Consider the following 26,215-nt stretch of genomic DNA (forward strand, 5'->3'; position numbering starts at 1 on the left):
CCATATATAATCAACGACGGCCGCATTTGGCCTTAAAATACAAAACGCCCGATGAGGTTCATCAGGCGTTTTAGGTGGAAATAAGTGTCAACTTATTTCAGGACTAGACAGGGTACAGATATTCCACTAAACTGCTGGATACTGCATTTTTCTCCGTGGTATTGCCATTAAAAAATGCGCTGCAGCCACTGAGCAAAAAAACACCCGCCATCACAACCATTAACTGTGTTTTCATATGTTTCCCTACACTGATAATCTTAGATATTGACCGTACAATACCAAGCTGAACTTTATCGCTACCTTAACTATTTATCGCTTCATAAACAAGCTGTTGTGCCACAAGTTGTGTAACAAATTAAAGGTTAAAAGACAAATACAATAAAGCCGCAGCTAGCTGCGGCTTTAAAAAGGATATGGCAATAAAGTATCAAATATCAACTGGTGGCTTAAACGTATTTGCGTACTTTTTTAAGGGCGATTTGTTGTTTTAGCATAGATAAATGTTCGATAAACACTTTGCCATGTAAATGATCAATTTCATGCTGCAGTACAATCGCTAAAAACTCATCGGTTTCGATTTCGATGGCCTTGCCGCTTCTGTCTAATGCAGTCACTTTGACCTTTTCAAAGCGGGCGACTTTAGCGCGATAACCAGGGATAGATAAGCAGCCCTCTTCGCCCACAAACTCGCCAGACTTTTCGACGATTTCAGGGTTGATCAGCACTAAAGGCTGGTCGCGACCATCAGATAAGTCAATCACGATAATCGCATCCGTACTGCCAACCTGAGTTGCCGCTAAACCGATACCATCGTCCGTGTGATACATGGTTTCGATCAAGTCATCGATAAATCCCTGAACAGCTTCAATATCTTTTACAGGTTGCGCTTTACGTTTAAGGCGCTCATCGGGAATGGTTAGAATATCGAGTACAGCCATGCCAGTTATCTTCTCTCATCGAGTCAAAAAAAATTGGCGCTATTATGAACTATTTAGCTATTTACACAATATTTCAACTAAAAATAGTTTAATAAATTACATTACAATCGAGTTAGTAGATATATCAAAGTGATCTTAAAAGCGAAAAAGTGATCTTAAAAGCGACGTTGGGAGTGCCTAAGGTGATTCATCTGAGGTGCATCAATGATTTCGCAACTTGCCGTTTAACGTTAAACTGGCAAGCCTAACCACTTTAGCAGATATGAGATCTTATAAGGGTACCCATTCATGTCGCCGTTTCATAAAGATAAATCCCCCCTGTATCCCTATCTGAAACTCGATGAAGAGGGTTTAAAAACAGCACCTATGCAGGCTGTGGTGTTGTCCCCTATGGCTAAAATTTGGCATATCGTTGGTATGATCCCAAAGGGAAAGGTCAGCAGCTATGGCAAAGTTGCCGATCTTGCTGGCTTACCAGGGCGAGCGCGTTATGTCTCTAAAGCACTTAAATTAGCACCTGAGCACTTATCACTGCCTTGGCATCGAGTGCTAAATAGCCAAGGCAAAATTTCCTTCGAAAAAAACTCATCCTCGTTTCAGGAACAAATGGAATTATTACGAATTGAGGGAGTAGTAGTGAACCGAGGTAAAGTTAACTTGTCTGAGTTTGAGTGGCGCCCCGATCTGGCGACCTTAGTTATGGCGATGCCATTCTAGTTTAATCTGCTGATCTATAACCTGTTTACATGGGCTAATACCTCAGTTATAACCTAGATTAAAGCAATGACTGTTATCTTTTTAACAATGAAAACTGTGTAAGTGAGATGCTACTCGACACTTTTTTATCCACTGCGGCACATGTTAGCGTCGTCATACAAGGTGAAAACCTGCGACATAAGGAGCATTATTTGCGCACCGTTCCAGCATTATTAGTGAGCATTTCCGCACTCACCCACAGTGTGTTTGCCATGGCAACACCGACTCCACTTACCCCGCAAACCGCTGAATATCAAGTTAATTATGGTGATATTCAATTAGGCAAAGCAAAATACGTACTCCCCAGTGCAGAAAACGGCGTATTTAAATATCGTTTTGATAGCGATCTTAGCCTATTGCTACTGACTGATGTGCGCCATGTGCAGAGTGAATTCACCCAAGAGGAAGGGCAACTCACTCCCCTACGCTATTTACAACAACGTAAAGGCGTCGGCCCCAATTACACAGAACAAACGGCCTTTGCTAAAGCTCAAGGGTTTATCCATACCCGTTATAAAGACGAGAAAGGCAAGTTTCCCTATGAGGACGGCATATTCGATCCCCTAATGGTACAACTGCAATTCAGATTAGATATCAGCAAAGGCAAAGAAGTACTCGATTATAAGATGATCAAAGATAATGAAGTGGATGACTATAAGTTTCATGTCATAGGTAAAGAGCGAATGACAATAGAAAGCGGCAGTTATGATACGGTCAAAATCGAAGTAATACGTGATAGTAAAAAGCGCCAGACTTTCTTCTGGATGGCGCCGGACTTAGCCTATCTGCCCGTGCGCTTATCCCATTTTGAGAAGGGCAATAAACAGCTCGATATCAAATTACTCACATATCATTTCGATGAAGCGCAAGCCGTTGAACCCGCACCAACAGAAACTCTTGTGCCGCAGGCAGCCCCCAAGCTCTTAGGGACGGGTGAAAATTAGCAGCTCATCCTAAGCTGCAAACAATCAATTAACTGAATCGCACTTTGGCGGAGCTCAGCATTTTAATCCTGAGTTCCGCGCACTCGGTACTTTGATGATTTAACGCATAAAAGGTGATAAGCAGCAGATAATACTCGCACAGAGCTCTTGATAAATAGATCGCTTGATAACATTAGCGATCGACCAATAGCTCACCTAATCGAAATAACTTCCAGTTGCCAGGCTGCATCACATGCCAGTTTTCATTTTCAGTTAATGGCCGAGTGGCGATCACAGTCACCACATCATGGGCAGTCGTTTCCTTATCAAAATCAATCACTACATCGGTATCGATAAGCTTGGCTTTACCGAAAGGCGCGCGGCGGGTGATGTAGCATAAGTTATTACTGCAATAGCTCATCAAATGCTCGCCATCGCTTAAGATCATGTTGAATACCCCCAAGGCACGGATTTGCTCGGCTAAGCAAGCGACAAAGTGGAATACCGCTAACATATCCTCGGGTTTAGCATCACCAAACTTGTGGGCAACTTGCTCTAAGATCCAACAAAATGCGAGCTCACTGTCGGTATCCCCTACCGGTTGATAGCGAGAAACTTGAAACATTGTCTGATAGTCAGTCAGTTGACCATTATGAGCATAGGTCCAATAACGCCCCCATAACTCACGGGTAAAAGGATGGGTGTTTTCTAGCGACACACAGCCACGATTTGCCTGACGAATATGACTTATCACCACTTCACTTTTAATCGGGTAAGATTTGATCAATTTTGCAATATGTGACTCGCTGCTAGGACAAGCATCCTTAAAAGTACGACTACCTTTACCTTCGTAAAAAGTAATACCCCAACCGTCAACATGGGGACCCGTTACCCCACCTCGTTGCGCTAATCCCGTAAAACTAAACACAATATCGGTTGGCACATTGACGCTCATCGCCAGTAATTCACACATATTTCTCGCCTATCATCTTTCAACTATCCATTATTTTGCATTGTAACTAGTTGATGACATTTGTGGAACGATCAGAATCGACAAAAAATTTAAACAATTGTTTGAAAAATACTTGTATTAAAATTCTCTTAGGTTTAACTTTTATGCGACACAGGTCTGACCACAAACAATAATTGTGATCGCCATCAATAAAACTCGCTATGACCTGTGGTTGGCACTCGGTCATACTTAAGGAGAATTACAGTGACTACCCTACTTTGGATCATCGCTATGATCTTAGTGCTAGGAGCCCTAGCTTACCTTCGGGTATCTTTGCTCACTGCCACTATTGCAGCCGCTGTTGTGATGACAGCTGGATGGACACTCGATGTTGTCGGCCCTATCTCTTGGATCGTTTTCCTTGCGATTGCCTTGCCACTGAACATCAGTGCATTTAGACAAAACGTTATCAGTCGCCCACTCATGAAGGTATACCGCGGCATTATGCCCGAAATGTCTTCTACCGAAAAAGAAGCGATTGAGGCAGGTACCACATGGTGGGAAGCCGATCTGTTTGCGGGCAACCCCAACTGGAAAAAACTCCACAATTATCCCGTTGCCCGTTTAAGTGCGGACGAGCAAGCCTTCTTAGACGGCCCTGTGGAAGAAGTGTGCCGCATGGTGAACCAACACCAAGTATCACACCAACTGGCAGACTTACCCGCTGAGGTATGGCAATACCTGAAAGATCACGGCTTCTTTGCGATGATCATCAAGAAAAAATACGGCGGATTAGAATATTCAGCTTATGCACAATCTCGCGTGTTACAAAAGCTGGCGGGTGTAAGCAGCGAATTAGCCTCAACCGTTGGCGTACCAAACTCCTTAGGCCCTGGTGAACTGTTGCAACATTACGGCACGCCAGAGCAACAAAATCATTATTTACCGCGTTTAGCCAAAGGGCTTGAAGTCCCCTGTTTCGCACTGACCAGCCCAGAAGCCGGTAGCGATGCGGGTTCGATCCCTGACTTTGGTATCGTCTGTAAAGGTCAATGGGAAGGCGAAGAAATCCTCGGGATGAAGCTGACCTGGAACAAACGCTATATCACCCTAGCACCGGTTGCTACTGTGTTAGGTTTAGCCTTTAAACTGCGCGATCCTGACCATCTATTAGGCGATAAAGAAGAGCTCGGTATTACCTGTGCCTTGATCCCAACCGATGTTGAAGGAGTTGAAACGGGTCGCCGTCACCTTCCGCTAAACTGTATGTTCCAAAATGGGCCAACCCGAGGTAATGAAGTATTCGTGCCCTTAAGCTTCATCATTGGCGGCCCGAAAATGGCAGGTCAAGGCTGGCGTATGCTGGTGGAATGTTTATCCGTAGGCCGCGGTATTACCTTACCTTCAAACTCAGCGGGTGGGATAAAAACCGCAGCCCTAGCAACGGGCGCATACGCTCGTATTCGTCGCCAATTCAAACTGCCTATCGGTAAGCTTGAAGGTATCGAAGAGCCAATGGCACGTATTGGCGGTAACGCTTATCTGATGGACGCGGTCACTTCGCTGACAACCACAGGTATCGATTTAGGTGAAAAACCATCGGTTATTTCTGCGATAGTGAAATATCACCTGACCGACAGAATGCAGAAATGCATTATCGATGCCATGGATATTCATGGTGGCAAAGGTGTGTGTCTTGGCCCTAATAACTATTTAGGTCGTGGCTACCAAGCTGCCCCCATCGCGATTACCGTTGAAGGCGCGAACATTTTAACCCGTTCTATGATCATCTACGGCCAAGGCGCTATTCGTTGCCATCCATACGTACTTGCAGAAATGGAGTCAGCATTTGATACCCAATCGGGTCAAGGTTTAGCTAACTTCGATGCAGCTATCTTTGGCCATATTGGTTTTGCTACCAGTAACTTTGTCCGTAGCTTCTGGTTAGGTCTGACATCGAGCCTTTTCTCAAACTCGCCCTATTCTGATAAAACTAAGCGTTACTATCAGCATATGAATCGTTTTAGCGCCAACCTTGCCCTACTATCTGACTTAGCCATGGCAACCTTAGGCGGCAATCTAAAACGTAAAGAACGTATTTCAGCACGTTTAGGTGACTTACTCAGCCAACTGTATTTGGCATCTGCCACACTAAAACGTTATCAAGATGAAGGCCGTCAAACCGACGATCTGCCATTAGTGCAATGGGCTGTTGAGGATGCGCTGTACAAGTTACAGGCTTCTTTAGATGACTTGCTGGATAACTTCCCTATGGGTCTAGGCGGTGTGTTACGTGTGGTAATGTTCCCATTCGGTCGCCCACTGAAACGCCCAAGCGATGTGCTGGATCATAAAGTCGCTAAGATTATGCAAACACCGTGTGAGAGCCGTAACCGTTTAGGTAAAGGTCAATTCTGGACTAACTCTGAGCACAATGCTGTGGGTATTCAAGAACAAACCCTATTAGACATCCTAGCGTCAGAGCCTTTGCATGACAAAGTTTGTAAGGCGAGCGGTAAACGTCTGCCATTTATGTGGTTAGATAAAGTCGCCGCAGAAGGTAAAGCCTTAGGGGTGTTGAGTGATACCGAAGTGCAATTGCTTGAAAGAGCCGAAATTGGCCGTATGAAGTCAATCAATGTGGATGACTTTGACCCCGCGGAACTGCGCCCTGAAGTGGTTTCGACGACGTCACAGGAACGCGCAGCTTAATAGCCGCACCCCATAAGTTGTAACGCAATCAAAAGGAGGCCAATGGCCTCCTTTCTTTTTTCATAGGTAAACTGTAATGCTCAATTACTTCTTCGCAAGCGTTTCTTCCCCACCCTGAATAGAGCCATTAGCGCTGTCTTTTACGTTCGCCTCAAGGTTTACCTTTTCAAGGCTCAGTTGCTCTACTCTGTCCTTTGCTTTCGCAAGAGCAGCTTCTTCGGCAGCGTTAACCTGTGCCTCAAGCGCTTCTCGCTCCGCGATAGCTTGCTGAATTTTAGCCTCCTCCAAGGCTTCAATCGGCAACAAACTGATAAGCTCAATACCTGTCGGAAACACAGTATCATTACCCGAAACGACCACGACCTTAGCCTCTTTGGTGATATAAACCAGGGGTAACGCCGTTTCACCATAACGTTTACGGAACTGCTCAAAATTGAAGTTCTCGGTTAAGTTAGTCACTTTAAGCTGGGCGCCTCTGGACATCAGACTCGCTATCTTGGCGTAGGAAACCGCATCACCAAACAAACATAAACGCTGTTTGTAGGTTTCAGATAGCTGATGGCGCGCACTGCCGGACTCGGTATTATTGAGGCCAAACACCTTTTTCTCACCAAAGAAATCTTGGAAATGAAACGTCACCAAAGGATTTAACTGCCGATAAGGCGAGAGAATAAGTACTCGGCCTATCCCCGTTAAATCCATATAGGTTTCAGCATGTTCAGACGCAGGATTACCAAAATACACCGGAATATTATCCATACGCGCAAGGCGAATATTATCCCAGTTATTATCTGCCAAGAGGACCTTAACGGCTTTTGCTTTTAATATTTTCGCCAATTCGCGGGAGAATTTAGAAGCTCCAAATATTAATAGGCCTTGGGCAGAACCGGATTTAACCCCAAGATATTTCGCCCAGCGTCCAGCGGTTAAGCTTTGGATCACCACAGTGCCAATGATAATTAAAAAAACCAAAGGAACAATGGCATCTGCGCCTTGCACATTATTAGCTTCTAACTTGATGGCAAACAATGACGATACTGCCGCAGCCACAATTCCCCGTGGCGCTATCCAGCATAAAAACCACTTATCCGCCTTTGAGAGAGATGTACCCACTCCAGATGCCCAAATACTGAGGGGGCGTGCAACCAGCATAGTGACAGCCAAAACTCCAATCCCAGCCCACCCTAAATCTATCATGGCATTAGAATCTAACCTTGCGGCCAGTAAAATAAACAGTGCAGAAATCAAAAGTACAGTTAATGTCTCTTTAAACTCCAGAATTTCAGCAATATCAACACCACGCATATTTGCTAGCCAAATTCCCATCACAGTGACAGTGAGTAATCCAGACTCTTCCTGCAAAAGATTCGACCCAACAAAAACCCCTAACATCAGCGTTAACACTGCAGTATTACGTAGATAATGTGGCAACAGGTTACGACGTAGTACTTGTCCAATGGAATAGCCAGCCACAGCGCCAAGCCCAAGTCCTAGAGATAACATAGAGCCCAGTGCATAAAGTACATGGATGGTGGGATCGCCAGAGACCGTTATATACTCAAAGACCAGCACCGCAAGCAGTGCACCAATGGGGTCAATAACAATCCCCTCCCAACGCAAGATACTGGCAAGCTGCGATTTAGGCCGCACACTTCTAAGCATTGGCACTATCACCGTCGGCCCAGTGACAACCACTAAAGCGCCAAAAAGCAGGGCAATTTCCCAGCTAAAATTCAGTAAATAAAAAGTCGCCGTACTGATACATGCCCAAGTGATCACAGTTCCAATGGTCACTAGATGAGTCACCATACGCCCATGATCTTTAATTTCTTTAAAATTAAGCGTTAAAGCACCCTCAAATAATATGACCGCAACCCCCAAGGAAATAATCGGAAACAATAAGTCACCAAAAATGGCATCAGGATCGAGTACACCAAGTCCAGGACCGAGTGTCAGTCCGCATAGCAACAGAGGTAAAATTGCAGGTAATCTTAATTTCCAACCAACCCACTGACAAAAAAGTGATAGCACCCCAATGAGTGCTAACATCCCAGTAATGTGTTCAACCATAAAAAATCCTTTAAGTGAGTCAGCTAAATACCAACGAGCTTAGCCTTAATGATGCAGATGACAGTAGCGTGAACTCAACGCTGAATTTATCGATTAGCTATACAATAGCAGTAAAGATCTAAGCACTGTAAAACATGTGCTGCAGTGGCGATGCGCTTGGGCTTTAGGACACAGGCAAGCCAAGCGAGATAGTAAGCAGTAGTTAAAACCTGAAAACACAAAAATACCGCATAGATATTAGGGCCCTAGGATATAGCCTCAATAACCGTCGAAAAACTAAAAGCCCCATCTTTCGATGAGGCTTTTGCAGGATCTTAAATGACCAGAAGGCACGTAATACTGTGGTCTAAAAATAACGTTGCATCCATGATTATCCGTCAATAACCGTGGTTCGGCTCATTATCGTCGTCATGGCGCACGTATCCGAAGATAATCGAGTAGGACCTAACGATATAATGCACCTACGAAAGTTTATGCACCTACGAACTGAAATCCACAACCGCCAGCATTTTTGACTTGGTACATGGCACCGTCAGCAGAGTGAGTCAATGACCTAACACACTCTCCATCACTCGGATAGAGCGCAATCCCCAAGCTGACCTCTAAGGTCAGTCTCGTGGTGCCTATTCGCATTGGCCGTGCCAATGCTTTGAGAATTTTAACCGCAATAGCACTGGCATCATCACTTGAGCCAATCTCTGGCAATAAAATGACAAATTCATCTCCTCCATATCGAGACACCGTATCACTGGATCGCAAACATTGCTTTAAAATTGCGGTAAATTGAGTTAAGACAAGATCCCCAGCATTGTGCCCTAACCTGTCATTAATGGCTTTAAAGCCATCAATATCGATAAAAATTACCGCCAGTTGTAAAGCGCTGCGTTTTGCATGCTGTAACGCTTGTTCAACTCGATCTTGAAATACTTGGCGATTGGGCGTTTTCGTCAATGGGTCCAGCAGCATTTCTTGTTTTAAAAGTAAAAATGCTTTTTGATCGTCAGCGATCTGCTGTAAGGCGACATTAAGCGCTCGTTGTAACTGTGCGTTCTCATACAATAAAGCCTGGTGAATTATTCGCGATGTTGTTATCTCCTTGATGAGGGGCTCACGAACCAAAAGCACTGACATCCTGTTCTCCTATGTTAAACAATCCAACCAGCGTAAAAACTGTACAGTATGTTAAAGCGTTAGCGTAACCCGCTACAGTGCGCTAACACACATTCCATCTCCCTTCATTCAAATACCCGCATAATCAATGTGTGTAAGTAGATAGGCCACAACATCAATTGACCATGGTTTCAGGTGAGGTTTGTGTATAACCGCGCAGTATTTTCAGTGAGCGATTTCTAAGGCGCACCCACAACTAATGGTGGGTGCGCCAGCGCACTGAACCGCAATTTTAAAGCTGCCAGAGTTAAGTCTCCTGTCCCGTAAAGCAATTGTGCAACTAGGACAGTTATTTGAGGTAGCTATGCAAACACCTATCGACACAACTAAAAGCACTACAGAATTTAAATCAAAGGGCTTGAACAATGCTATTGACGAAGCTTCGGCAGCGGCGCATCCAGCCATTGATAATTTAAGTGCTAAAGTCCATGACACTGTAGACAAACTTGCCAGCGCAGCCAGCCAAGGCGTTGAGAATTTTGATATACGCTCTGAGCAGCTAAACGCACAAGGGATCCGTTTAGGCAATGCGGTGCGCGGTCAAATACAACGCCGTCCAGTTGCAATGCTGGGTGCCGCCGTCCTCGTTGGGTGTGCTCTTAGCTGGTTGCTGAAATCCCGTGCCGACTAACATACCACCGGCAGAGGTGATCACACCAACGTCGACTGTAACAGAGCCCTCCCCAAAAAAGAGCGATAGTCTGAGCGGGATGCTGGGTGAGTTTATCCAGCAAATCCGCACTCAGTTTAGGCAACAATTACAATTGCTTACTCTGGAAACTCAGCGAGCTGCAGAAAGCCTAGTTGCCATGTGCATCCTTGGTTTTTTTGCAGCTTTATTGCTGTTAAGCACTTGGGTGTTGTCCCTGCAATTGCTGTGGTTAGGCCTTCAAGCCATTGGACTTTTGCCCTGGCAAGGTTTACTGCTGCTATGGTTGCTACAACTATTGGCTATGTTGGTTTGCGTAAGGTTGATCCGTTATCACAGTCGTTTTCTGCGGTTTCCGGCCACCATTGAAAGTCTATCGGTGACAGAGGTAGAGACGGCTACATCGTCCTCCCAAGAGCCAAGGAGCAGTAATGATGTCTAAACAGGATAATCTCAGCAATAACATTCAACAATGTCTGGATCATTTACAACATACCGGCACCAAGCGCCGACAACTGCAAACGCAAATGGCCACAAAACTGAAGTCATCAGTCATTCAGGGGGGAGTCGTGTTACTGGGTGTAGGATTAATATGGTGCTACACAGCAAACCACAGCAAGCAACCGTTACATCAAGTCCGTACAGGCCTGCTCCTATGGCTGGCACCACTTCGCAGTTATTCATTCTGGTTACTTTGGGGATTACGCTGGATCAAACCTTTGTTGTTAGCGCGCATACAGCCAACCATGGCTGCAACGGTAAGCAAACCAACCCCTAGATAAAATGCGTTTGGGCGACGACCTGGCGGTTACAATCAACTCGTCCATATTTATCACCCATCAATGATTGAATTAAAAAAGCAGGGGAGAAATCCCCTGCTTTTTACTATCTATTAATCCCACTGACTACCATAGTAATCGTGCAGATTTTTTCCCCATTCAACATCTGTCATATTTGGCCAATGACCCTTGTCAAAACCTGGCGCCGTTTTTAGTCGTTCTAATGATATGTCCATAACAAAACATTTTTTATCTGTATTAAGAGTCAGCATTTTCCAAGGTACCGCAAAAAGCTTTTCTCCAAAACCAAAGTAAGTACTGAATGACAGTACCGCATAACCGACACGGCCAGTTCCTACTTCAAGCATAATTTCTTTGATGTCCCCTAAGGTCTCATCAGCATGGTTAACAACACTGTTACCGATCAGAGTTTCAGCACCCATCAGATATGGACCGGGTCCCTGTGTCGATAATGTCTCGGCGAACTGTGGATTCTTGTAAATACCGTAAATATCGCGATCATGATAATTCATTTTGTTGACCTCTGTAGCGCTGCCCATGGAACTGAGCAACTGGATAAGTGAAGCACCAAACTTTGGGCTCTACTGAACATGTCCGTCAACGGACATTGGTCAAAGTATGTCCCCCTGCAATCACAATCTCTGTTCGGCGTGCCGCTTATCAGTTCATATGAATAAAACTACCAAACACATATCTCCTTATCACTCCTGGCTACGTGCGACAACGTACCGACATACTCTTTGTTGGGGTACAAACTTGATGTTACCCGGTGCAAGAGTTGCTCCGGCATCAGGAAGACTCGCCCATGTCAATTGCTACTATATTATTGATTATTTTAATTTTGTTATTTCTCGGCATGCTCCCCACCTGGCCTCATAGCCGCAACTGGGGCTATCGTCCCGGTGGCGTTATAGGCATCGTGCTACTGGTGCTGATTATATTGCTGTTAACCGGTCGCATCAGTTAATGGACCATTACCACTCTTACTATTTATCAAAAGGATAATCTGATGAAAACGATTAAAGTTTTAAGTATCTTTCTGCTTGCCGTGGGTCTAGTCGCCGTTGCCAGTTGCAGTTCCGATTACAACAAAGAAGGCACTGGCGAGTATTTCGACGACAGCGTGGTCACGACTAAAGTTAAAGCGGCAATTTTAGGTGAAAAAAGCTTAAAAGTGGCTGAGATCAATGTTGAAACATTTAAAGGCGTAGTCCAGCTCAGCGGGTTTGTTAAATCGCGTGAGGATATCAATACAGCAGTGAAAGTGACAAGCAAAGTTCCGGGCGTCGTTTCAGTCAAAAACGATATACAGCTGAAATAACCCTTCACTCGACTTCGACTAGGCAACTGGTCATTTAGCTTCAATCATTCCGCAGCCCGTTCTGGCGTTGCGGACCTTCTTTTTTGCTGCAGATCTTCTGGTGAGACCCATGCCACCAGTGGTAGGAACCGCTATGTCAACTACGATCCAAGACACATTAGAGCCACAGGTTCAGAACCTATTAATCCGTCATCTACCCGTGGCAGAGCAAGCAAATATATTGTCGCAAGCTGAATTAATACAACTTAACTTCGCCGATTTACTGTGCCAGCCAGGGGAGTCATATCAATATGTCTATTTCCCCTTAACGGCCTTTATTTCATTGATAGCCAAACTCCCTAAACACCCTGCATTGGAAATGGGTTTAATTGGTTACGAAGGCATGCTTGGGGCGACGACCTTGCTGAGCACTCGGCAAGTCCCTTCAGAGGCAATCATCCAAGGTTCGGGTAAAGCTTGGCGTATCCCAATTGCAATATTTGAAGAGTTACTAGCACAAAGCAGCAATCTGAGGCTGATATTGGAGACATACCTACACCAATTATTATGCCAATTATCACAAAATGCCGTCTGCGCACATTTTCACTCAGTCGAATCTAGGCTTGCACGCTGGCTATTAATGAGCCACGACCGCATTCAAAGCAATGAGCTGTTTTTAACCCATAAATTTTTATCCGATATGTTGGGTGTTAGGCGAAGCAGTATTACCGAGGCTGCGGGAGAGTTACAGAACAGCGGCTGTATTTCATATAACCGTGGGCGGTTACATATCCTCGACAGACAAGGTCTGCTGGCGCGTTGCTGCAGTTGTTATCGTACAATGCGCACTTAATCGTATATTTTTTGTTCAAAACCCGACAAATCTGTCACTATGTGCGTTAGCGTACATAGCATCAGCGCTTTGCGCTGTAACCTTATATAAGCTACACACCGCAAAGGACAAACTATACCAATGGATAGGCAACAACTGAAAGCTGTACCAGAATACGTACCGACAAAAGCTAATTACCCACCAGAATACAACCGGTTATTAAATGACTTACCAGATGAGGTCAAAGAGCGTATTTTCCCGCATTTGGAAATAGTGTCATTAGAGCTCGGGGACGTGGTCTGTGAAGCTGGCTCGAAACTGCGTTATGTCTATTTCCCACTGGACTCCATTATTTCACTGCTCTATGTGATGGAAAATGGCGCATCCGCTGAAATTGCCGTTGTCGGCAATGATGGTATGGTCGGCGTAGCACTATTTATGGGAGGAGAAAGCACCACCAGTCGAGCTGTAGTACAAAGTGCTGGCGTTGCCTATCGGTTGTTTGGTCAACGACTTAAAGATGAATTTAATCGCCATGGTGCCCTGCTCCACCTGTTGCTGCGTTACAGTCAGGTATTGCTGACCCAAATGGCCCAAACGGCGGTGTGCAATCGCCACCATAGTATCGAACAACAACTGTGTCGTTGGTTGCTACTTTCAATTGATAGGCTATCCGATGAACGGGTGATGATGACGCAAGAATTGATTGCCAATATGCTTGGCGTTCGTCGCGAAGGCGTCACCGATGCTGCCGGCAAACTGCAACGCATGGGAATTATCAATTACAGCCGCGGTAATATTGAGGTGGTGGACCGCAAATTACTGGAACAAACCTGTTGTGAATGTTACTCGGTCGTTAAACAGGAGTCAGAACGTCTGATGCCACTAAAAACTTGCACTAAAAAATAGCAGAGATCTCTGATCTATTTCAGTCATTAATACCCTTATCAACCTTTATCGCCATAGAACGTACTTCACTGGGTGAAAGTTCGGACAACGGATGGCTAGGCTGTCAGTGGTACAACCCCTAAACGAAAACGGGCAGTCATCAGAACCGGTACGCAAGCATTGCGTATACTGATACTGCCAATATTAAACTTCCGTATAGCACTGTCTATCCTCAATATTTTGCTCCACAAATCATGTTTCCCCAGCCAAGTCGACACCTAACGACGAATATTAAAGCCGCCGATTGCATGCGCGCTAACGCACAGACGTTCAATACTCAACAGGCCATTCTGGATCTACGGTTCATGCACTCTTGCACTACACCGGATTACTTGGGGTTTAATATGAATAAGTTCACTGAACAAAATAAAGCCATCGATAAAGATGCACAAAATACCAAAACCAACAAAACCAATCCACCGGTCACAGCCAGCAACAGCCAGATGGGCAAAACCATCGTTGGGGATAAAGCCAAACAGGAAGTAGGCACCAGCAAAGATACACAAAATCAGCAAAAAGATGCCTTTAACGGTAAGTGGCAAGACCAGATCAAAGCCGCAAAAGGTAATTGGAGCAAAATCAGCGAAGCTGAATTGGTCAAATCAAATGGCAATGAAGCCAACCTAAATGAACTAGTGCAAAGACATTATTCGTTGAATAAAGACGATTCGAGCAAACAGGTAAAAAGCTTTATTGATAAATGCAAATGCTAAACCTTACGGTTGCACTAAATAGCAACCGTATTTAGCACTAAGCCAGTGCAGCTATTGCCGCACTGGTTCTCTTACCTTCACGGAGTACCATCATGAATCCATCGTATCGCAAACTTTTGCTTACATCAGCCATCTTACTCACCCTGTCACCGCTGCAGTCGGCATCTGCCGCTGATAAAGCAACGATGTCCATGGACGATGTGCGCCAAGAAAGCCAAATCACCACGAGTTATGCCCTTAGTCCCTATTTGCGTGCCAATGACCTAAAAGTCACTGTGCAAGAAGGTAAGGCAGTGTTGACAGGCAAAGTAGATGAAAAAATTAATAAAGAACTCGCGGGTGAAATCGCTCAAGGAGTGTCGGGTATTAAAGATGTTGATAACCAGATAGTCGTTGACGCTAATTATATGCCGAAAGCTAACTCAAATGGTTTTGGCGACAAAATTGATGATGCCAATATTTCGGCCGCAATTCGCTCGAAACTGCAATGGAATAAAGATGTCGATGACGTTGCTACACAGGTTATGACCAAATCGGGACGAGTCACTCTCAATGGCACAGCAAACAACCAGAACGCAAAAGACATTGCTAATCGATTGGCAGTCAATACTCGCGGCGTTAAATCAGTGACCAATAATTTGAAAATCCAAAGCGCTGCGGTCAGCAAAGACGAAAAAGCCAAACTGAAAGACGACGCTGAGAGTAGCAACATTTCAGATAGCTGGATCACCACTAAAGTAAAATCCAGTTTTATGTATTCGAGCAATATTAATGGCTCTGACATCGATGTCAGTACCAACAACGGTATTGTGACACTGACAGGTAAAGTGACCAGCGGTACTGAACAGTCATTAGCGGTTGAAACAGCACAGAATATCCGTGGTGTTAAAAGTGTTACATCCAAAGAACTAACATTCTAACCAATATCGACACACTCAAAAATAGTGCTATTCACCAGCATATTTAACTGTGCATGGTTGAATAGCAAACGTTAGGGCCACACTCGATACACTGTTTCCTGTAAAGGAGTTTCAAATGAACATCAAGAAAAATCAACAACAACCGCAGCAGTTCTCAATCGGTCTGCTGCGAGCCAAGCCCTTCTTGTTGGCAGGCTTCATTGCAATAGCGATTAGCGGCTGCAGTTCATCGCCTTTGGCTAAAACCGCAGAAATGGAGCGTGCAGAACGTACTATCGCCCGCGTCGAACAAGCAAGAGCCGGTCAATATGCATCCAATGAACTGGCACAGGCCAGACAGAAACTGCAAGCCGCAAACGGTGCCTTGTTAAAAAAGGATACAGTCAACGCCGATCGTTATGCCGTTGAGGCAAGTCTTGACGCCGAGCTTGCGCTGGCCCGCGCTGAACTGGCACAGGCTAACAGTGTCAATGATGAAATGAAAAACAATATCAGCATTCTGCAGCAGGAAATGTTGCGCCGTACACAAGGAATTCAGCAATGAAAATGCCCAGAGCTTCGTCGGTTTCACCCTTGCGTTTTAGCCGTAAATTACTGTCATATAGCCTGCTGCTGACCACAGTGGCAGCCTGTAGCAGTGCGCCTAAGATGGCAGACGGCATCATCGATATCCGTGCAGAACTTAACACACTGCAAGCGAATAATGAGCTGGCAATCCTAGCACCTGCTGCAATCAGTCAAGCTGAAGAAGCGGTACGTGCTGCTGAGCAACCAGTGAAAGATGAACAACTGTCACAACATCTAGTGTTTGTTGCCGACCGAAAAGTCAATATTGCCCTAACCCAAGCGCAGAGCCGCTTTGCAGAGGATCAGCAAAAGGTTCTCGCCAAAACCCGCGATGATGCCAGACTCGATGCTAGGACGACTGAGGCCAATCAAGCGCATCAGGATGCGCGCCTAGCCCGTGCTGATGCGGCGGATGCTCGTCAGGAAAGCGATGATGCACAAGCACAGCTTGCGCTGCTTAATGCCCGTGAGTCAGAACGTGGTTGGGTTGTAACCTTGGGCGATGTCTTATTCGACACCGGCAAGGCAAATCTTAAGTCATCGACTAGTCAACATCTAACGAACCTAGCAACCTTTCTTGGTAAATATCCACAACGTGGCGCCATCATTGAAGGGTATACCGATAGCGTAGGTACTGAGGAATATAACCTTGGCCTATCAGAGCGAAGGGCTGATAGCGTTAGCAATTTTCTGCAGGGACAAGGGGTTCAATCCAGTCGACTCAGCAGCCAAGGTAAAGGAGAAAGCTTTCCGGTTGCGAATAATGAGTCTGCAAGTGGACGCCAACAAAACCGTCGAGTTGAAGTGATTATTACCAACGCACCGCAGGCACAACGATAAACCTTGCTAGGTGACTTATAGTCGAAGATTAGGATAAAGTGACAGCTTGAAGTGTGATCCAACTACAGTACAAAGCGCAATCACTAGACTTCAAGGTGCAAGCGCTAACCAGCTGATGTTGATGTTTTTATCAACATTCAATCAGAAACGCTTACATCATATTAGGTTGTATGCAGATTGAGTGCTGAAAGGGCTCGCTATCACACTGTAATAAAAATAAGCACAATAGAAAAACAAAAAGCCCCATCTTTCGATGGGGCTTTTGCAATTTGGCGGAGCGGACGGGACTCGAACCCGCGACCCCCGGCGTGACAGGCCGGTATTCTAACCAACTGAACTACCGCTCCAAATTCTTCCGTATCCATTATCTGACGAGTATCGAACATCGAATATCGAACCCGCTAACCCCGACGTGACAGGCCGCCGATGTCAAAACGATAGTCTAACCAACTGAACTAACGCTCCAGAAATATAATGCTAATAGAGGATCATAGCTTTATTTTTCATTAACTTGACTGGCGGAGCGGACGGGACTCGAACCCGCGACCCCCGGCGTGACAGGCCGGTATTCTAACCAACTGAACTACCGCTCCACTCAAGTTGCACAGAATAATACGGATGGGGTTAGCGAGCGTCAACCGTTTTTTTCACACTCTGAGATCGTTTAGTTAAAAATTCGCCAAACTTACTGAAAATATCTGATTTAAGAGCAAAATATTCGCGTAATTATTGTATTCCAGCCACTACAGGTAAAAATTTAACTAACGGTCCTTATTATCAAATTCATCCGGCATTGTGAGATCGATATCATCTAAGGATGGCATAGCTGATTTATTCTCAGTTGCTTCATCCAAAAGACGCTGCTCTGCGGCGGCTAATGCTTGAGCAAGACTTTGACGTTTGCGCCACACGACTAATCCCACAATCCCTAAAACAAGTAATACTGCGTTAATGGTAATTATCCAAAACATGGCATCTTGTTTTGCAAGAGCTTCTTCCTCTGCGGCTTGTTGTGCGGCCACGACAGCCAGTTCTTCGGCACTGGGGGGCGGTTCTGGCGGCTGAACTAAATTAAAAAACAGTTCAGGTAAATCAAGCACTATCTCTCGCCCTGTCACGGTAGTGGTTGCCGCAAACCCCTTAATGCGGTAACTACCAAATTCAGAAACTTGCGGTAATGGCAACTCAGTATCTGGCTCAGTTAACCCATTGAGTATAATGGGAAGCTGTAATCCAGCGGGCCCCACTAACTCAAATGAAAAATGTGTCTCTGCCAACTGTAGGACACTGTTATCGGCATGAAGCATAATTTTCCATTGACCCGTTAAAGGATCATCAGGAATGATCACTTCGGCATTAATCGGTCGTGGTGAAAGCCTAAAAGGAAATGAGACTTGGCGATCAAATACGTTATTGCGGGCCTTAACCACAAAGTCATAGTCTCCCCATGGCTGCTTGATATTAACATTACTGGTGAATATGCCATCGCCAGGCCTTTCATCGAAAGCCTCGCCGTTATCTTTATAGGAACCAACAATAATATCCCCAACCGCAAAATTTTCATCACCTGCGCGATGCTTACTGACAAAATGTGCCGTCCATTCCACTAGATAATCTAAACCTGGCATATAAACACGTTCGGCATCACCCATCAGTTGGGCAATGATTTTAATTTGCTCACCTTGAAATAGCGGCTGTGGTAATGCTTGGACTTCAATTTCAAGCTTAGAGACTCTCTTAATCGTTGAGGTGGGTACCACTTTTCCCACTAGTTGCCATGGGCCTACTGGCGGGGATTCAATGTAAATAATGTCGCCTGTAATACCATCGACCCATTTCACCGTTTCAGGGTGACGATTGGCATACCATTTACTGCCGTCTGGCAACACAATCACTACGGGCGCTGAACCATACTCACGCTCAATCAATAGCGTCATACTGGTGATCATATGATCGACTCTAAAGCGATTTTTAAGCTCAGATGCAGTTTCTAATGGCACCACTTTAATAGTAGGAGTTTTAGATTTCTCGGGTGCTGGTGTGTTCACCGCCCACGCGTTCGTGCTGAGCAATAAAGTGCCAAGCATTAAGACGGTATTGAATAGGGTCGTAGGGAGCGAAATCGTCATAACAGATTATTTATCCTCTCCAGAGGCATTTTCCCGATTTTGCGACTAAATCAAGACGTTGTTCATGCATAGCTAGTTCATCGGCCGATGCAGAGATCACTTTAAGATTAAGTGAATCGGCAGCAAATCGCTGGATCCCCCCCCCTTCCTGCCCAACTTCTTCGTTAGATAAATTGAACTTAGTTTGCCCGCCCGTCATGATCAGATAAACATCGGCAAGGATCTCAGCATCGAGTAATGCGCCGTGATATTGACGACGGGAGTTATCAATACCGTATCGCTTACACAGGGCGTCGAGGTTATTTTTTTGCCCGGGATGCAAAAATTTAGCAATTTCTAAGGTATCGAGAATATCGCAGATATCCACCGTTTTCGGGCCTTTAGAAGGCAACATCGAAAACTCGTGGTCCATAAAGCTCACGTCGAAGTTTGCGTTATGGGCCACAATTTCAGCACCATTAATAAATTCAATAAATTGCTGTGCTATTTGGTGGAAACGCGGTTCATTCGCGACTCGCTCATCTGTGATACCGTGAACGGCAATTGCTTCAGGATCAATGGCTTGTCCTGGATTGATATATTGATGAAAATAACGTCCAGTGAGCCGACGATTGATAACTTCCACGCAGCCAATTTCAATAATTCTGTGACCTAAATAGATAGCACCACTGCCTTGGTTCATACCTGTGGTTTCAGTATCCAAAATAATCTGGCGGCTGGCGTTTGAGATAATATTCATACTTTTATGCGCTTCTTATGACAATTTTTGGTTATACTCGGCCGAAATTCACGGCTATGGTAACAACTCGATGACTGAACTAAAACTGATCCACATCTTCACCGACGGCTCTTGCTTAGGCAACCCCGGTCCCGGTGGCTATGGCATTGTAATGAATTATAAGGGCCATACAAAGGAGATGTCCGACGGTTTTGCACTTACGACCAATAATCGCATGGAATTACTGGCACCAATCATCGCCCTAGAGAGTCTTAAAGAACCCTGCCGAGTCGTTCTGACCAGTGATAGTCAATATATGCGCCAAGGGATTATGACTTGGATCCACGGTTGGAAGAAAAAAGGTTGGATGACCTCAAACCGTACCCCAGTCAAAAATGTCGATCTATGGAAACGCTTAGATAAAGCTTCGCAAATGCATACTATTGATTGGCAATGGGTAAAAGGTCACGCAGGCCACGCTGAAAATGAGCGTTGCGATATCCTCGCACGTACTGCCGCCGAAGCGAATCCAACCCAAGTAGACGAAGGTTATCAACCGTAAACCAACCATTAAACGTGCTCTATATCTATGCTGTTTTACACACCCAATGCGCGTTGTTAATTGTGCAATATCAGCCACAGCAAGCGGACTTCAATAAGCCGCCCTTCCCACATGGATTTATGTGGGTTTGCGGTTGATATCGCTTTAGGTGTCTACTATTGAACGGTCCTTCCTAGTTAGTAATATTGAAGAAGTTACCGCAAAACTGCACAAAGGCTTGCCCTAAAGTGGTCGCTTGACGGCTCTTATGGGTAATGCGGTAAAACTGGCGCTCTAACACTAGTCCTTCAACTGTCACCAGTGCCAATTCTTTTCGGCTTATCTCCTTATCCAGAGCAAGCTCTGATAACACGCCTAAACCCGCACCTTGCTTGACCGCATGTTTAATCGCATCCGGCGTAGTAAAGCAGAATTTAGCTTCAGGCCGCATATCTAACTCATTAGCGGCATTAACAAAATATTCTCGAGTGCCTGATCCCTCTTCTCGCAGCACCCAAGATTGTCCTTTAAGTGCGGCAGGTTTTACGGTTTTGCCAGCAAGTGGGTGCGCTGGATGACAAAACACTAATAATGTGTCCTTATGCCAAACCTCAACCTTCAATCGATTATCAGTGCAATGGCCTTCGATAAAGCCCATTTCTGAACGAAACTGTGCTACCGATTGGATAACATCTTGGGTATTAGTGATCGCCACATCCACATGGGTTTGAAGATGTTGCTGACAAAAAGCCACAGCGGCCTTGGCGAGTAAATAATTACCAATTGTCGAACTGGCACTTACGCTTAAATGCCCAATAAGATCGCCACCTTGGCAAGTAAAAGCTTGCTCGATCTGCTCGACTCTGTGTAATAAATCCGTTGCCAGCGGTAACAGTAAATTGCCTTGGGAATTTAATTGTAAGCGATTGCCAATACGCTCAAAAAGTCTAGCGTTAAGCTGTTTTTCTAATTCAGCCAATGCCATAGAAGTCGCAGGAGGAGAAAGGTTAACTTGCTCAGCCGCTTTAGCAACTTGACCGCTTCGCGCCACGGCTTCAAATACGGCCAGTTGCCTTAAGGTTATTCGCATATCACACTCGTTTGTACAACGGTTATTTTGAATGTTCGGATAAATGCCCAGAGCGGCCCGCACTTGGTGCCGCGCTCCAGTTAGGCTGCAATATTTTACGTTTATCGCGAATAGGGGTTAGTGGCGATTCTAACTTGCGCGCGACAATCAAATATAAGCTCCCTGTACTTGGCAACCAAGACGCTAATGTCTGCTGTAAAAAACGCCCTTCGCTAAATTCACCAATCAAAGGGTGATACACCAAACGCTCATCACTCACCACTTGATACCCTAAAAGTCCGAGCCAATCTCTCACCCGTGATGGCATAAAAAAGCGGCCATTCCAAGGCAAACAATCTTGATATTTAGGCCATAACTTACCTAAAAAAACAGGGCTTAGCGGATTAAAACCCACAATAAATAAATAGCCGCCAGCGATAAGTACTCGGTCGGTTTCACGTAAAATACGGTAGGGATCGGGCTCAAATTCTAGCAGTAGACTCATGACTACAGCGTCGATTACGCCATTTTGCAGCGGAAGATGACAAAAATCGCCAATAAGTGAAGCATCTTGGCTTGAGGATAAGGAAAAATGATGCGCTACAGGGGATTCCATACTGGATAGGGCAGCACTTAGGGGACCGAGCTTTAGTAAATGGTAACCAAATACCCGCGGCCACCAGTTAGCTAATTTCTCTGCCACTGCAAGTTGTAGTGCAGTACCATTGGGTAAATCTTCCCATTGTTCAGGCTTGCGTTCAGTACTGAAATACGACACAAAGTTCCTCCGTTATCCTTGTACTATAGCCATTGAAGCTAACAAAATTGGGTGCATCAAGCTTATATCACCAGGTGCTGGGCACAATGTATTATGGCAAAAGTCGCCAAAGTGTATCCACTTGTGGATAATAACCTTATCTATAAATCGAAATACAGCCATCGGACGGTTCAATGCTCACTATAACAGCGATCAAAGCCTTTAATGACAATTATATCTGGGTGTTACAACAAACTCCCCATTCACAGGTTTATGTTGTCGATCCTGGCGATGCTAAGGTAGTCATTGCATATCTAGGATCCCATCAGTTAGCACTAGCAGGTGTTTTGCTCACGCACCACCATCAGGATCATACTGGCGGTGTCGCTGAACTTATGCATTATGTTGAGCAAACCTCATCACAAACACTGCAGGTTTACGGGCCACAAAAGGAAATGATTGATCATGTCAATGTGCCACTTAATCCTGAAACGCTCACTGAACTAACCCTCCCCTTCCTTAACCACAAGATACAAGTGCTTAATGTGCCAGGCCACACAGCTGGACATATTGCCTATGTCATTAAAGATGCACTTTTTTGTGGTGACACTTTATTCAGTGCAGGCTGTGGTCGATTATTTGAAGGCACCGCAGAACAAATGCTTAGATCTCTTACGCTATTAGCCAAACTTCCTGTGAATACTCGAGTTTACTGCGCCCATGAATATACCCTCTCTAATCTTAAATTTGCCCTAACGGTGGAGCCGAACAATCTAGATTTACAGGCATACGCGCAAAAAGTCACAGAAATGCGCGCTCAAAATAGGGCTACGATCCCCTCAAGCATTGAATTGGAGCGGGCTATCAATCCCTTTTTACGCGTGGGAGAACAAAGCATTATTGACAGCATAAACCAACATTTTTGCGATCAGGATCCCATCAAATTAGATGAACTCACCTGTTTTACGCGGCTTCGGCAGTGGAAAGATATTTTTTAGCAAAAACAGATCAATTTCAGATTGAAATTTATACAGTTTTTTCCACTTTTGATGATGTAAGTCAAAAGTAGCCTTACAATATGTAAGATAATTAAGGGACAAGATCGAAAAGATCCCATAGAATGGCTCGTTTTTGCGTGAATACTTTGCGCGCTGTGTTGTCATTATCTTAATAAAAATCATGCTATTAACCTGATCGCATAAGGTACTGACAATGCACTAACAGAGGACTACCGTTTTCCATGAGAGTATCACTTTATATTGTAGTGGGGGGATTTGCCCTACTCACGGGTTGCCAAACATTGGACAATCCTGAGATAACTAAGCCAGAAGTTAAAGCCGTCATAAACCCAAATACAGTCACTCCCTTTTATCTCGCATCTGAGATCGAATCGGCTCAAATTACCGATGTGTGGGAACGAATTCGTCAAGGAATGCAACTACCTATTCCTGACCAAAAATTAGTAAATCAATACCGTGATTGGTACATCAAAAATCCAAAGCATCTCGAAATTATTTCTGAGCGTGCTGCACCTTATATGTACATGATTGTGGAAGAGCTTGAGAAACGTCATCTCCCTATTGAGATTGCACTACTGCCGATTATCGAAAGCGCCTTCGACCCCTCAGCATCATCAGCCAGTGCCGCTTCGGGGTTATGGCAATTTACCACACCTATGGCCAGCCACTTTGGATTGGAAATGAACTGGTGGTATGACGGTCGCCGCGATGTGCCAGCCTCGACGATTGCCGCCTTGGATATGTTGGAATATCTCTATGATAAAACCAATAATAATTGGCTCTATGCTTTTGCAGCCTACAATTCTGGTGAATCACGGGTTCTCAATGCTATCAAGCATAATGAGGCAAAAGGACTAAAAACGGATTTTTGGTCACTTAATCTACCCAAAGAAACAAAACGTTATGTGCCCCAGCTCCTCGCACTCGCTGAAGTGATTAAACATGCCGATGAATATGGCATTGCTTTAGCGCCAATTGAGAATACCCCTTCAATTGAAGTTGTTGATATTGATAGCCAAATTGATCTTGCTATGGCAGCAGGGCTTGCCAATATGACCACGATCGAGCTGCAAAGGCTCAACCCTGGCTATAATCGCTGGGCAACATCACCTTTGGGACCACACACCTTAGTATTACCTATTGATAAGTCTGAAGACTTTAAAAAAGCCCTTGCAGAGACTGAGAGTGAAGCAAGGATGAGTTGGTTGCGATATACCATCAAATCCGGTGACAGTATTGGAATAATCGCTAAAAAACACCATACAACGATTGCCGCTATCCGTGAAACTAATGGCATGAAAAACAACACTATTGTTGCAGGTAAACATCTGATTATTCCAGTATCGGCAGATGATAAGCAGCTATACGCACAATCTACCAACCAGAAATTACCGAAAAAATCGCTATCTTCAACCAGTACTCAATTGACTCACAAAGTGCAATCCGGTGATACCCTGTGGGAAATTGCAAAAAAATATAATGTCACAGTCAAACAGCTGACCGCATGGAATCACTTGAATAAAGATAGCAAACTGCAAAGGGGGCAAAAGCTGGCCATTTTAGCGCCTAAAAACACTGAAACTGCAGCCGAACTAACCCGTACCGTCAGCTATAAAGTTAAATCCGGTGATTCATTGGCTCGGATCGCCAGCAAGTTTAAAGTAACAATCACCGAATTATTAGAATGGAATAGCTTAACCCCAACGCAATATTTACAACCTGGCCAAGTATTAAAACTGGTTGTAGATGAAAGCAAGTTAAGCGCCTAGTACACAAAATTTAGCATAACGACAACTAACAAAATGGCAGCGAACCTTAGGAACGCTGCCATTTTGCTGTAACACGATTCAATATTAACTCAGTCGGCCCATTAACATTATTTAGGTTTCAACAATAAAACCACGGGAGCCATAGTGTTAACCTCTGATCCAAGGATCTTAGCAGCCAAGTGTGCCTCTAAGCGTGCCCCCTCGCGAGGAAGTGCTGCAAGGATGATGGGATGGACACCTCTTGTGAAGTAGGCGTCATTTACGCCATATTGAATTTGCACGTTCAATAACAACAAAAGGTGTCCAAAATGAAAGTTACACTAATAGGAATTGATCTCGCAAAAAATATCTTCCAAGTATGTGGAGTTAATCAAGCAGGCAAGAGTGTTTTTAACCGTTCGATTAAACGTGCTCAACTCCTGACTTTTCTGCGTACTTACCCTGATGCCACTATTGCGATGGAAGCTTGTAGTGGCTCTAACTATTGGGGCAGAGAGTTACTTTCTCTCGGGCATGACGTCAAACTGATCCCGCCTCAGCATGTTAAGCCATTTGTAAAAGGCAATAAGAATGATCGCAATGATGCCTTCGCTATCTGTGAGGCAGCGCAGAGACCGAACCTGATTTTCGTCCAGCCGAGAACCTTAGCGCAGGTTGATATCATCATTACCCACAGAATTCGCGAGCGCCGGATCAGAATACGCACTGCACTAACCAATCAAATCAGAGGCTTACTAAGTGAATATGGAATAGCCCTCCCTAAAGGACGTAATCCATTGAATCTTTTTCTGCCGGAATTACTTGAGGATGCCAGTAATCAACTTACTACGATTGCACGCCAATACATGCGTGAGCTGATGGAAGAGTTGCGTGCGATCAACGTTGCAATTGGTTCGCTGGAAAAAGACATCAAACAGCAAGCAAGAACGCACCCAGATGCCAAGCGACTAATGGGTATAAGAGGCGTTGCAGAAATCATTGCCACTGCCGCGGTGTCATTTGCCGGAGATGGCTCTGGCTATCATGGTGCTCGGCATTTTTCTGCAAATTTAGGACTGGTTCCTAAAGAGTTTTCCAGTGGGGGAAAACAGAAATTAGGCGGCATAACCAAACGAGGTAACAG

The 26,215-nt window shown here is 44.9% G+C and carries 27 protein-coding genes, 2 tRNA genes and 1 pseudogene; 18 read left to right on the forward strand and 12 right to left on the reverse strand.

Annotated features, from left to right (window positions below; genetic code table 11):
• Window positions 1–109 precede the first annotated feature (109 nt).
• Both L2744_RS21610 and def read right to left on the reverse strand, forming a co-directional pair.
• A pseudogene (locus tag L2744_RS21610) lies at window positions 110–235 on the reverse strand (rhombotarget lipoprotein); the annotation flags it as partial.
• A 211-nt stretch (window positions 236–446) separates the two neighbouring features.
• Window positions 447–938, reverse strand: a complete 492-nt coding sequence (gene def, locus L2744_RS18975; protein ID WP_248993366.1) for a peptide deformylase — start codon at window positions 936–938, stop codon at window positions 447–449.
• Between the two features lie 288 nt (window positions 939–1,226).
• Between def and L2744_RS18980 the strand changes: the two genes are divergently transcribed.
• Window positions 1,227–1,655, forward strand: coding sequence for an MGMT family protein (locus L2744_RS18980; RefSeq protein WP_248993367.1), 429 nt, complete (start codon window positions 1,227–1,229; stop codon window positions 1,653–1,655).
• Between the two features lie 191 nt (window positions 1,656–1,846).
• Complete coding sequence (locus L2744_RS18985) at window positions 1,847–2,638, forward strand: DUF3108 domain-containing protein (protein ID WP_248993368.1); 792 nt, start codon at window positions 1,847–1,849, stop codon at window positions 2,636–2,638.
• 172 nt (window positions 2,639–2,810) lie between these two features.
• Here L2744_RS18985 and L2744_RS18990 read toward each other — a convergent pair whose 3' ends face one another.
• Window positions 2,811–3,590 carry a class II glutamine amidotransferase gene (locus tag L2744_RS18990; RefSeq protein ID WP_248993369.1) on the reverse strand — a complete coding sequence of 260 codons (780 nt, stop codon included), beginning with the start codon at window positions 3,588–3,590 and terminating at the stop codon, window positions 2,811–2,813.
• Between the two features lie 243 nt (window positions 3,591–3,833).
• On the opposite strand from L2744_RS18990, the gene fadE reads away from it, so the two are divergent.
• Window positions 3,834–6,281 carry an acyl-CoA dehydrogenase FadE gene (gene fadE / locus L2744_RS18995; RefSeq protein ID WP_248993370.1) on the forward strand — a complete coding sequence of 816 codons (2,448 nt, stop codon included), beginning with the start codon at window positions 3,834–3,836 and terminating at the stop codon, window positions 6,279–6,281.
• 84 nt (window positions 6,282–6,365) lie between these two features.
• Here the strand turns inward: fadE and L2744_RS19000 are convergent, their stop codons facing one another.
• A complete protein-coding gene (locus tag L2744_RS19000) occupies window positions 6,366–8,351 on the reverse strand; it encodes a cation:proton antiporter (RefSeq protein ID WP_248993371.1) in 1,986 nt (661 codons plus the stop codon).
• Between the two features lie 471 nt (window positions 8,352–8,822).
• The gene (locus L2744_RS19005; protein ID WP_248993372.1) at window positions 8,823–9,482 is read right to left on the reverse strand and encodes a GGDEF domain-containing protein; all 660 of its coding nucleotides are present in this window, start codon (window positions 9,480–9,482) and stop codon (window positions 8,823–8,825) included.
• A gap of 343 nt (window positions 9,483–9,825) precedes the next feature.
• On the opposite strand from L2744_RS19005, the gene L2744_RS19010 reads away from it, so the two are divergent.
• From L2744_RS19010 to L2744_RS19020, 3 genes are read left to right on the forward strand one after another with little or no spacing between them, the layout of a single operon-like run.
• The gene (locus L2744_RS19010) at window positions 9,826–10,152 is read left to right on the forward strand and encodes a hypothetical protein (RefSeq protein ID WP_248993373.1); all 327 of its coding nucleotides are present in this window, start codon (window positions 9,826–9,828) and stop codon (window positions 10,150–10,152) included.
• Window positions 10,142–10,612 carry a phage holin family protein gene (locus L2744_RS19015; protein ID WP_248993374.1) on the forward strand — a complete coding sequence of 157 codons (471 nt, stop codon included), beginning with the start codon at window positions 10,142–10,144 and terminating at the stop codon, window positions 10,610–10,612. Before L2744_RS19010 ends, L2744_RS19015 begins: the two co-directional genes overlap by 11 nt.
• The gene (locus L2744_RS19020; RefSeq protein WP_248993375.1) at window positions 10,602–10,952 is read left to right on the forward strand and encodes a hypothetical protein; all 351 of its coding nucleotides are present in this window, start codon (window positions 10,602–10,604) and stop codon (window positions 10,950–10,952) included. The genes L2744_RS19015 and L2744_RS19020 overlap by 11 nt, the downstream gene beginning before the upstream one ends.
• 110 nt (window positions 10,953–11,062) lie before the next feature.
• On the opposite strand, the gene L2744_RS19025 is transcribed toward L2744_RS19020, so the two are convergent.
• The gene (locus L2744_RS19025; RefSeq protein WP_248993376.1) at window positions 11,063–11,482 is read right to left on the reverse strand and encodes a PRC-barrel domain-containing protein; all 420 of its coding nucleotides are present in this window, start codon (window positions 11,480–11,482) and stop codon (window positions 11,063–11,065) included.
• Between the two features lie 293 nt (window positions 11,483–11,775).
• Here L2744_RS19025 and L2744_RS19030 point away from each other — a divergent pair, with 293 nt between their 5' ends.
• The 8 genes from L2744_RS19030 to L2744_RS19065 all read left to right on the forward strand — a co-directional run bounded on the left by L2744_RS19030 (window position 11,776) and on the right by L2744_RS19065 (window position 17,090).
• Entirely contained in the window at window positions 11,776–11,937 is a 162-nt protein-coding gene (locus L2744_RS19030) for a DUF3309 family protein (protein WP_011789526.1), read from the forward strand.
• A gap of 42 nt (window positions 11,938–11,979) precedes the next feature.
• The gene (locus L2744_RS19035) at window positions 11,980–12,291 is read left to right on the forward strand and encodes a BON domain-containing protein (RefSeq protein ID WP_248993377.1); all 312 of its coding nucleotides are present in this window, start codon (window positions 11,980–11,982) and stop codon (window positions 12,289–12,291) included.
• Between the two features lie 133 nt (window positions 12,292–12,424).
• Window positions 12,425–13,123, forward strand: coding sequence for a Crp/Fnr family transcriptional regulator (locus tag L2744_RS19040; RefSeq protein ID WP_248993378.1), 699 nt, complete (start codon window positions 12,425–12,427; stop codon window positions 13,121–13,123).
• Between the two features lie 120 nt (window positions 13,124–13,243).
• Complete coding sequence (locus L2744_RS19045) at window positions 13,244–14,011, forward strand: Crp/Fnr family transcriptional regulator (protein ID WP_248993379.1); 768 nt, start codon at window positions 13,244–13,246, stop codon at window positions 14,009–14,011.
• A gap of 383 nt (window positions 14,012–14,394) precedes the next feature.
• The gene (locus tag L2744_RS19050; RefSeq protein WP_248993380.1) at window positions 14,395–14,763 is read left to right on the forward strand and encodes a hypothetical protein; all 369 of its coding nucleotides are present in this window, start codon (window positions 14,395–14,397) and stop codon (window positions 14,761–14,763) included.
• A gap of 92 nt (window positions 14,764–14,855) precedes the next feature.
• A complete protein-coding gene (locus tag L2744_RS19055; RefSeq protein ID WP_248993381.1) occupies window positions 14,856–15,683 on the forward strand; it encodes a BON domain-containing protein in 828 nt (275 codons plus the stop codon).
• Between the two features lie 115 nt (window positions 15,684–15,798).
• Window positions 15,799–16,227, forward strand: a complete 429-nt coding sequence (locus tag L2744_RS19060; RefSeq protein ID WP_248993382.1) for a DUF4398 domain-containing protein — start codon at window positions 15,799–15,801, stop codon at window positions 16,225–16,227.
• Window positions 16,224–17,090, forward strand: coding sequence for an OmpA family protein (locus tag L2744_RS19065; protein WP_248993383.1), 867 nt, complete (start codon window positions 16,224–16,226; stop codon window positions 17,088–17,090). Before L2744_RS19060 ends, L2744_RS19065 begins: the two co-directional genes overlap by 4 nt.
• Before the next feature lie 270 nt (window positions 17,091–17,360).
• Here L2744_RS19065 and L2744_RS19070 read toward each other — a convergent pair.
• The 4 genes from L2744_RS19070 to dnaQ form a co-directional block, all read right to left on the reverse strand.
• Window positions 17,361–17,437, reverse strand: a tRNA-Asp gene (locus tag L2744_RS19070).
• A 169-nt stretch (window positions 17,438–17,606) separates the two neighbouring features.
• Window positions 17,607–17,683, reverse strand: a tRNA-Asp gene (locus L2744_RS19075).
• Between the two features lie 168 nt (window positions 17,684–17,851).
• Complete coding sequence (locus tag L2744_RS19080; RefSeq protein WP_248993384.1) at window positions 17,852–19,219, reverse strand: TIGR03503 family protein; 1,368 nt, start codon at window positions 19,217–19,219, stop codon at window positions 17,852–17,854.
• 10 nt (window positions 19,220–19,229) lie between these two features.
• Window positions 19,230–19,958, reverse strand: a complete 729-nt coding sequence (gene dnaQ / locus L2744_RS19085; RefSeq protein WP_248993385.1) for a DNA polymerase III subunit epsilon — start codon at window positions 19,956–19,958, stop codon at window positions 19,230–19,232.
• A gap of 70 nt (window positions 19,959–20,028) precedes the next feature.
• Between dnaQ and rnhA the strand changes: the two genes are divergently transcribed.
• The gene (gene rnhA / locus L2744_RS19090) at window positions 20,029–20,499 is read left to right on the forward strand and encodes a ribonuclease HI (protein ID WP_248993386.1); all 471 of its coding nucleotides are present in this window, start codon (window positions 20,029–20,031) and stop codon (window positions 20,497–20,499) included.
• 172 nt (window positions 20,500–20,671) lie between these two features.
• Here the strand turns inward: rnhA and L2744_RS19095 are convergent, their stop codons facing one another.
• A complete protein-coding gene (locus L2744_RS19095) occupies window positions 20,672–21,568 on the reverse strand; it encodes a LysR substrate-binding domain-containing protein (protein ID WP_248993387.1) in 897 nt (298 codons plus the stop codon).
• 22 nt (window positions 21,569–21,590) lie between these two features.
• Window positions 21,591–22,325 carry a class I SAM-dependent methyltransferase gene (locus tag L2744_RS19100; protein WP_248993388.1) on the reverse strand — a complete coding sequence of 245 codons (735 nt, stop codon included), beginning with the start codon at window positions 22,323–22,325 and terminating at the stop codon, window positions 21,591–21,593.
• Window positions 22,326–22,498: 173 nt separating this feature from the next.
• On the opposite strand from L2744_RS19100, the gene gloB reads away from it, so the two are divergent.
• The 3 genes from gloB to L2744_RS19115 all read left to right on the forward strand — a co-directional run.
• Complete coding sequence (gloB, locus tag L2744_RS19105) at window positions 22,499–23,302, forward strand: hydroxyacylglutathione hydrolase (protein ID WP_248993389.1); 804 nt, start codon at window positions 22,499–22,501, stop codon at window positions 23,300–23,302.
• A 242-nt stretch (window positions 23,303–23,544) separates the two neighbouring features.
• Window positions 23,545–25,092, forward strand: coding sequence for a LysM peptidoglycan-binding domain-containing protein (locus L2744_RS19110; protein ID WP_248993390.1), 1,548 nt, complete (start codon window positions 23,545–23,547; stop codon window positions 25,090–25,092).
• Window positions 25,093–25,400: 308 nt separating this feature from the next.
• On the forward strand, window positions 25,401–26,215 hold an 815-nt coding region (locus L2744_RS19115; protein WP_248993391.1), incomplete at its 3' end, for an IS110-like element ISShes7 family transposase.

The organism is Shewanella profunda (assembly GCF_023283765.1).
Classification (GTDB): domain Bacteria; phylum Pseudomonadota; class Gammaproteobacteria; order Enterobacterales; family Shewanellaceae; genus Shewanella; species Shewanella profunda.

Excerpts from the sequence above, each read along its gene's own strand:
- def (WP_248993366.1), bottom strand. The coding sequence starts at position 938 with ATGGCTGTACTCGATATTCTAACCATTCCCGATGAGCGCCTTAAACGT.
- L2744_RS18980 (WP_248993367.1), top strand. The coding sequence starts at position 1,227 with ATGTCGCCGTTTCATAAAGATAAATCCCCCCTGTATCCCTATCTGAAA.
- L2744_RS18990 (WP_248993369.1), bottom strand. The coding sequence starts at position 3,590 with ATGTGTGAATTACTGGCGATGAGCGTCAATGTGCCAACCGATATTGTG.
- L2744_RS19000 (WP_248993371.1), bottom strand. The coding sequence starts at position 8,351 with ATGGTTGAACACATTACTGGGATGTTAGCACTCATTGGGGTGCTATCA.
- L2744_RS19005 (WP_248993372.1), bottom strand. The coding sequence starts at position 9,482 with ATGTCAGTGCTTTTGGTTCGTGAGCCCCTCATCAAGGAGATAACAACA.
- L2744_RS19010 (WP_248993373.1), top strand. The coding sequence starts at position 9,826 with ATGCAAACACCTATCGACACAACTAAAAGCACTACAGAATTTAAATCA.
- L2744_RS19020 (WP_248993375.1), top strand. The coding sequence starts at position 10,602 with ATGATGTCTAAACAGGATAATCTCAGCAATAACATTCAACAATGTCTG.
- L2744_RS19025 (WP_248993376.1), bottom strand. The coding sequence starts at position 11,482 with ATGAATTATCATGATCGCGATATTTACGGTATTTACAAGAATCCACAG.
- L2744_RS19030 (WP_011789526.1), top strand. The coding sequence starts at position 11,776 with ATGTCAATTGCTACTATATTATTGATTATTTTAATTTTGTTATTTCTC.
- L2744_RS19035 (WP_248993377.1), top strand. The coding sequence starts at position 11,980 with ATGAAAACGATTAAAGTTTTAAGTATCTTTCTGCTTGCCGTGGGTCTA.
- L2744_RS19040 (WP_248993378.1), top strand. The coding sequence starts at position 12,425 with ATGTCAACTACGATCCAAGACACATTAGAGCCACAGGTTCAGAACCTA.
- L2744_RS19045 (WP_248993379.1), top strand. The coding sequence starts at position 13,244 with ATGGATAGGCAACAACTGAAAGCTGTACCAGAATACGTACCGACAAAA.
- L2744_RS19050 (WP_248993380.1), top strand. The coding sequence starts at position 14,395 with ATGAATAAGTTCACTGAACAAAATAAAGCCATCGATAAAGATGCACAA.
- L2744_RS19055 (WP_248993381.1), top strand. The coding sequence starts at position 14,856 with ATGAATCCATCGTATCGCAAACTTTTGCTTACATCAGCCATCTTACTC.
- L2744_RS19060 (WP_248993382.1), top strand. The coding sequence starts at position 15,799 with ATGAACATCAAGAAAAATCAACAACAACCGCAGCAGTTCTCAATCGGT.
- L2744_RS19065 (WP_248993383.1), top strand. The coding sequence starts at position 16,224 with ATGAAAATGCCCAGAGCTTCGTCGGTTTCACCCTTGCGTTTTAGCCGT.
- L2744_RS19080 (WP_248993384.1), bottom strand. The coding sequence starts at position 19,219 with ATGACGATTTCGCTCCCTACGACCCTATTCAATACCGTCTTAATGCTT.
- dnaQ (WP_248993385.1), bottom strand. The coding sequence starts at position 19,958 with ATGAATATTATCTCAAACGCCAGCCGCCAGATTATTTTGGATACTGAA.
- rnhA (WP_248993386.1), top strand. The coding sequence starts at position 20,029 with ATGACTGAACTAAAACTGATCCACATCTTCACCGACGGCTCTTGCTTA.
- L2744_RS19095 (WP_248993387.1), bottom strand. The coding sequence starts at position 21,568 with ATGCGAATAACCTTAAGGCAACTGGCCGTATTTGAAGCCGTGGCGCGA.
- gloB (WP_248993389.1), top strand. The coding sequence starts at position 22,499 with ATGCTCACTATAACAGCGATCAAAGCCTTTAATGACAATTATATCTGG.
- L2744_RS19110 (WP_248993390.1), top strand. The coding sequence starts at position 23,545 with ATGAGAGTATCACTTTATATTGTAGTGGGGGGATTTGCCCTACTCACG.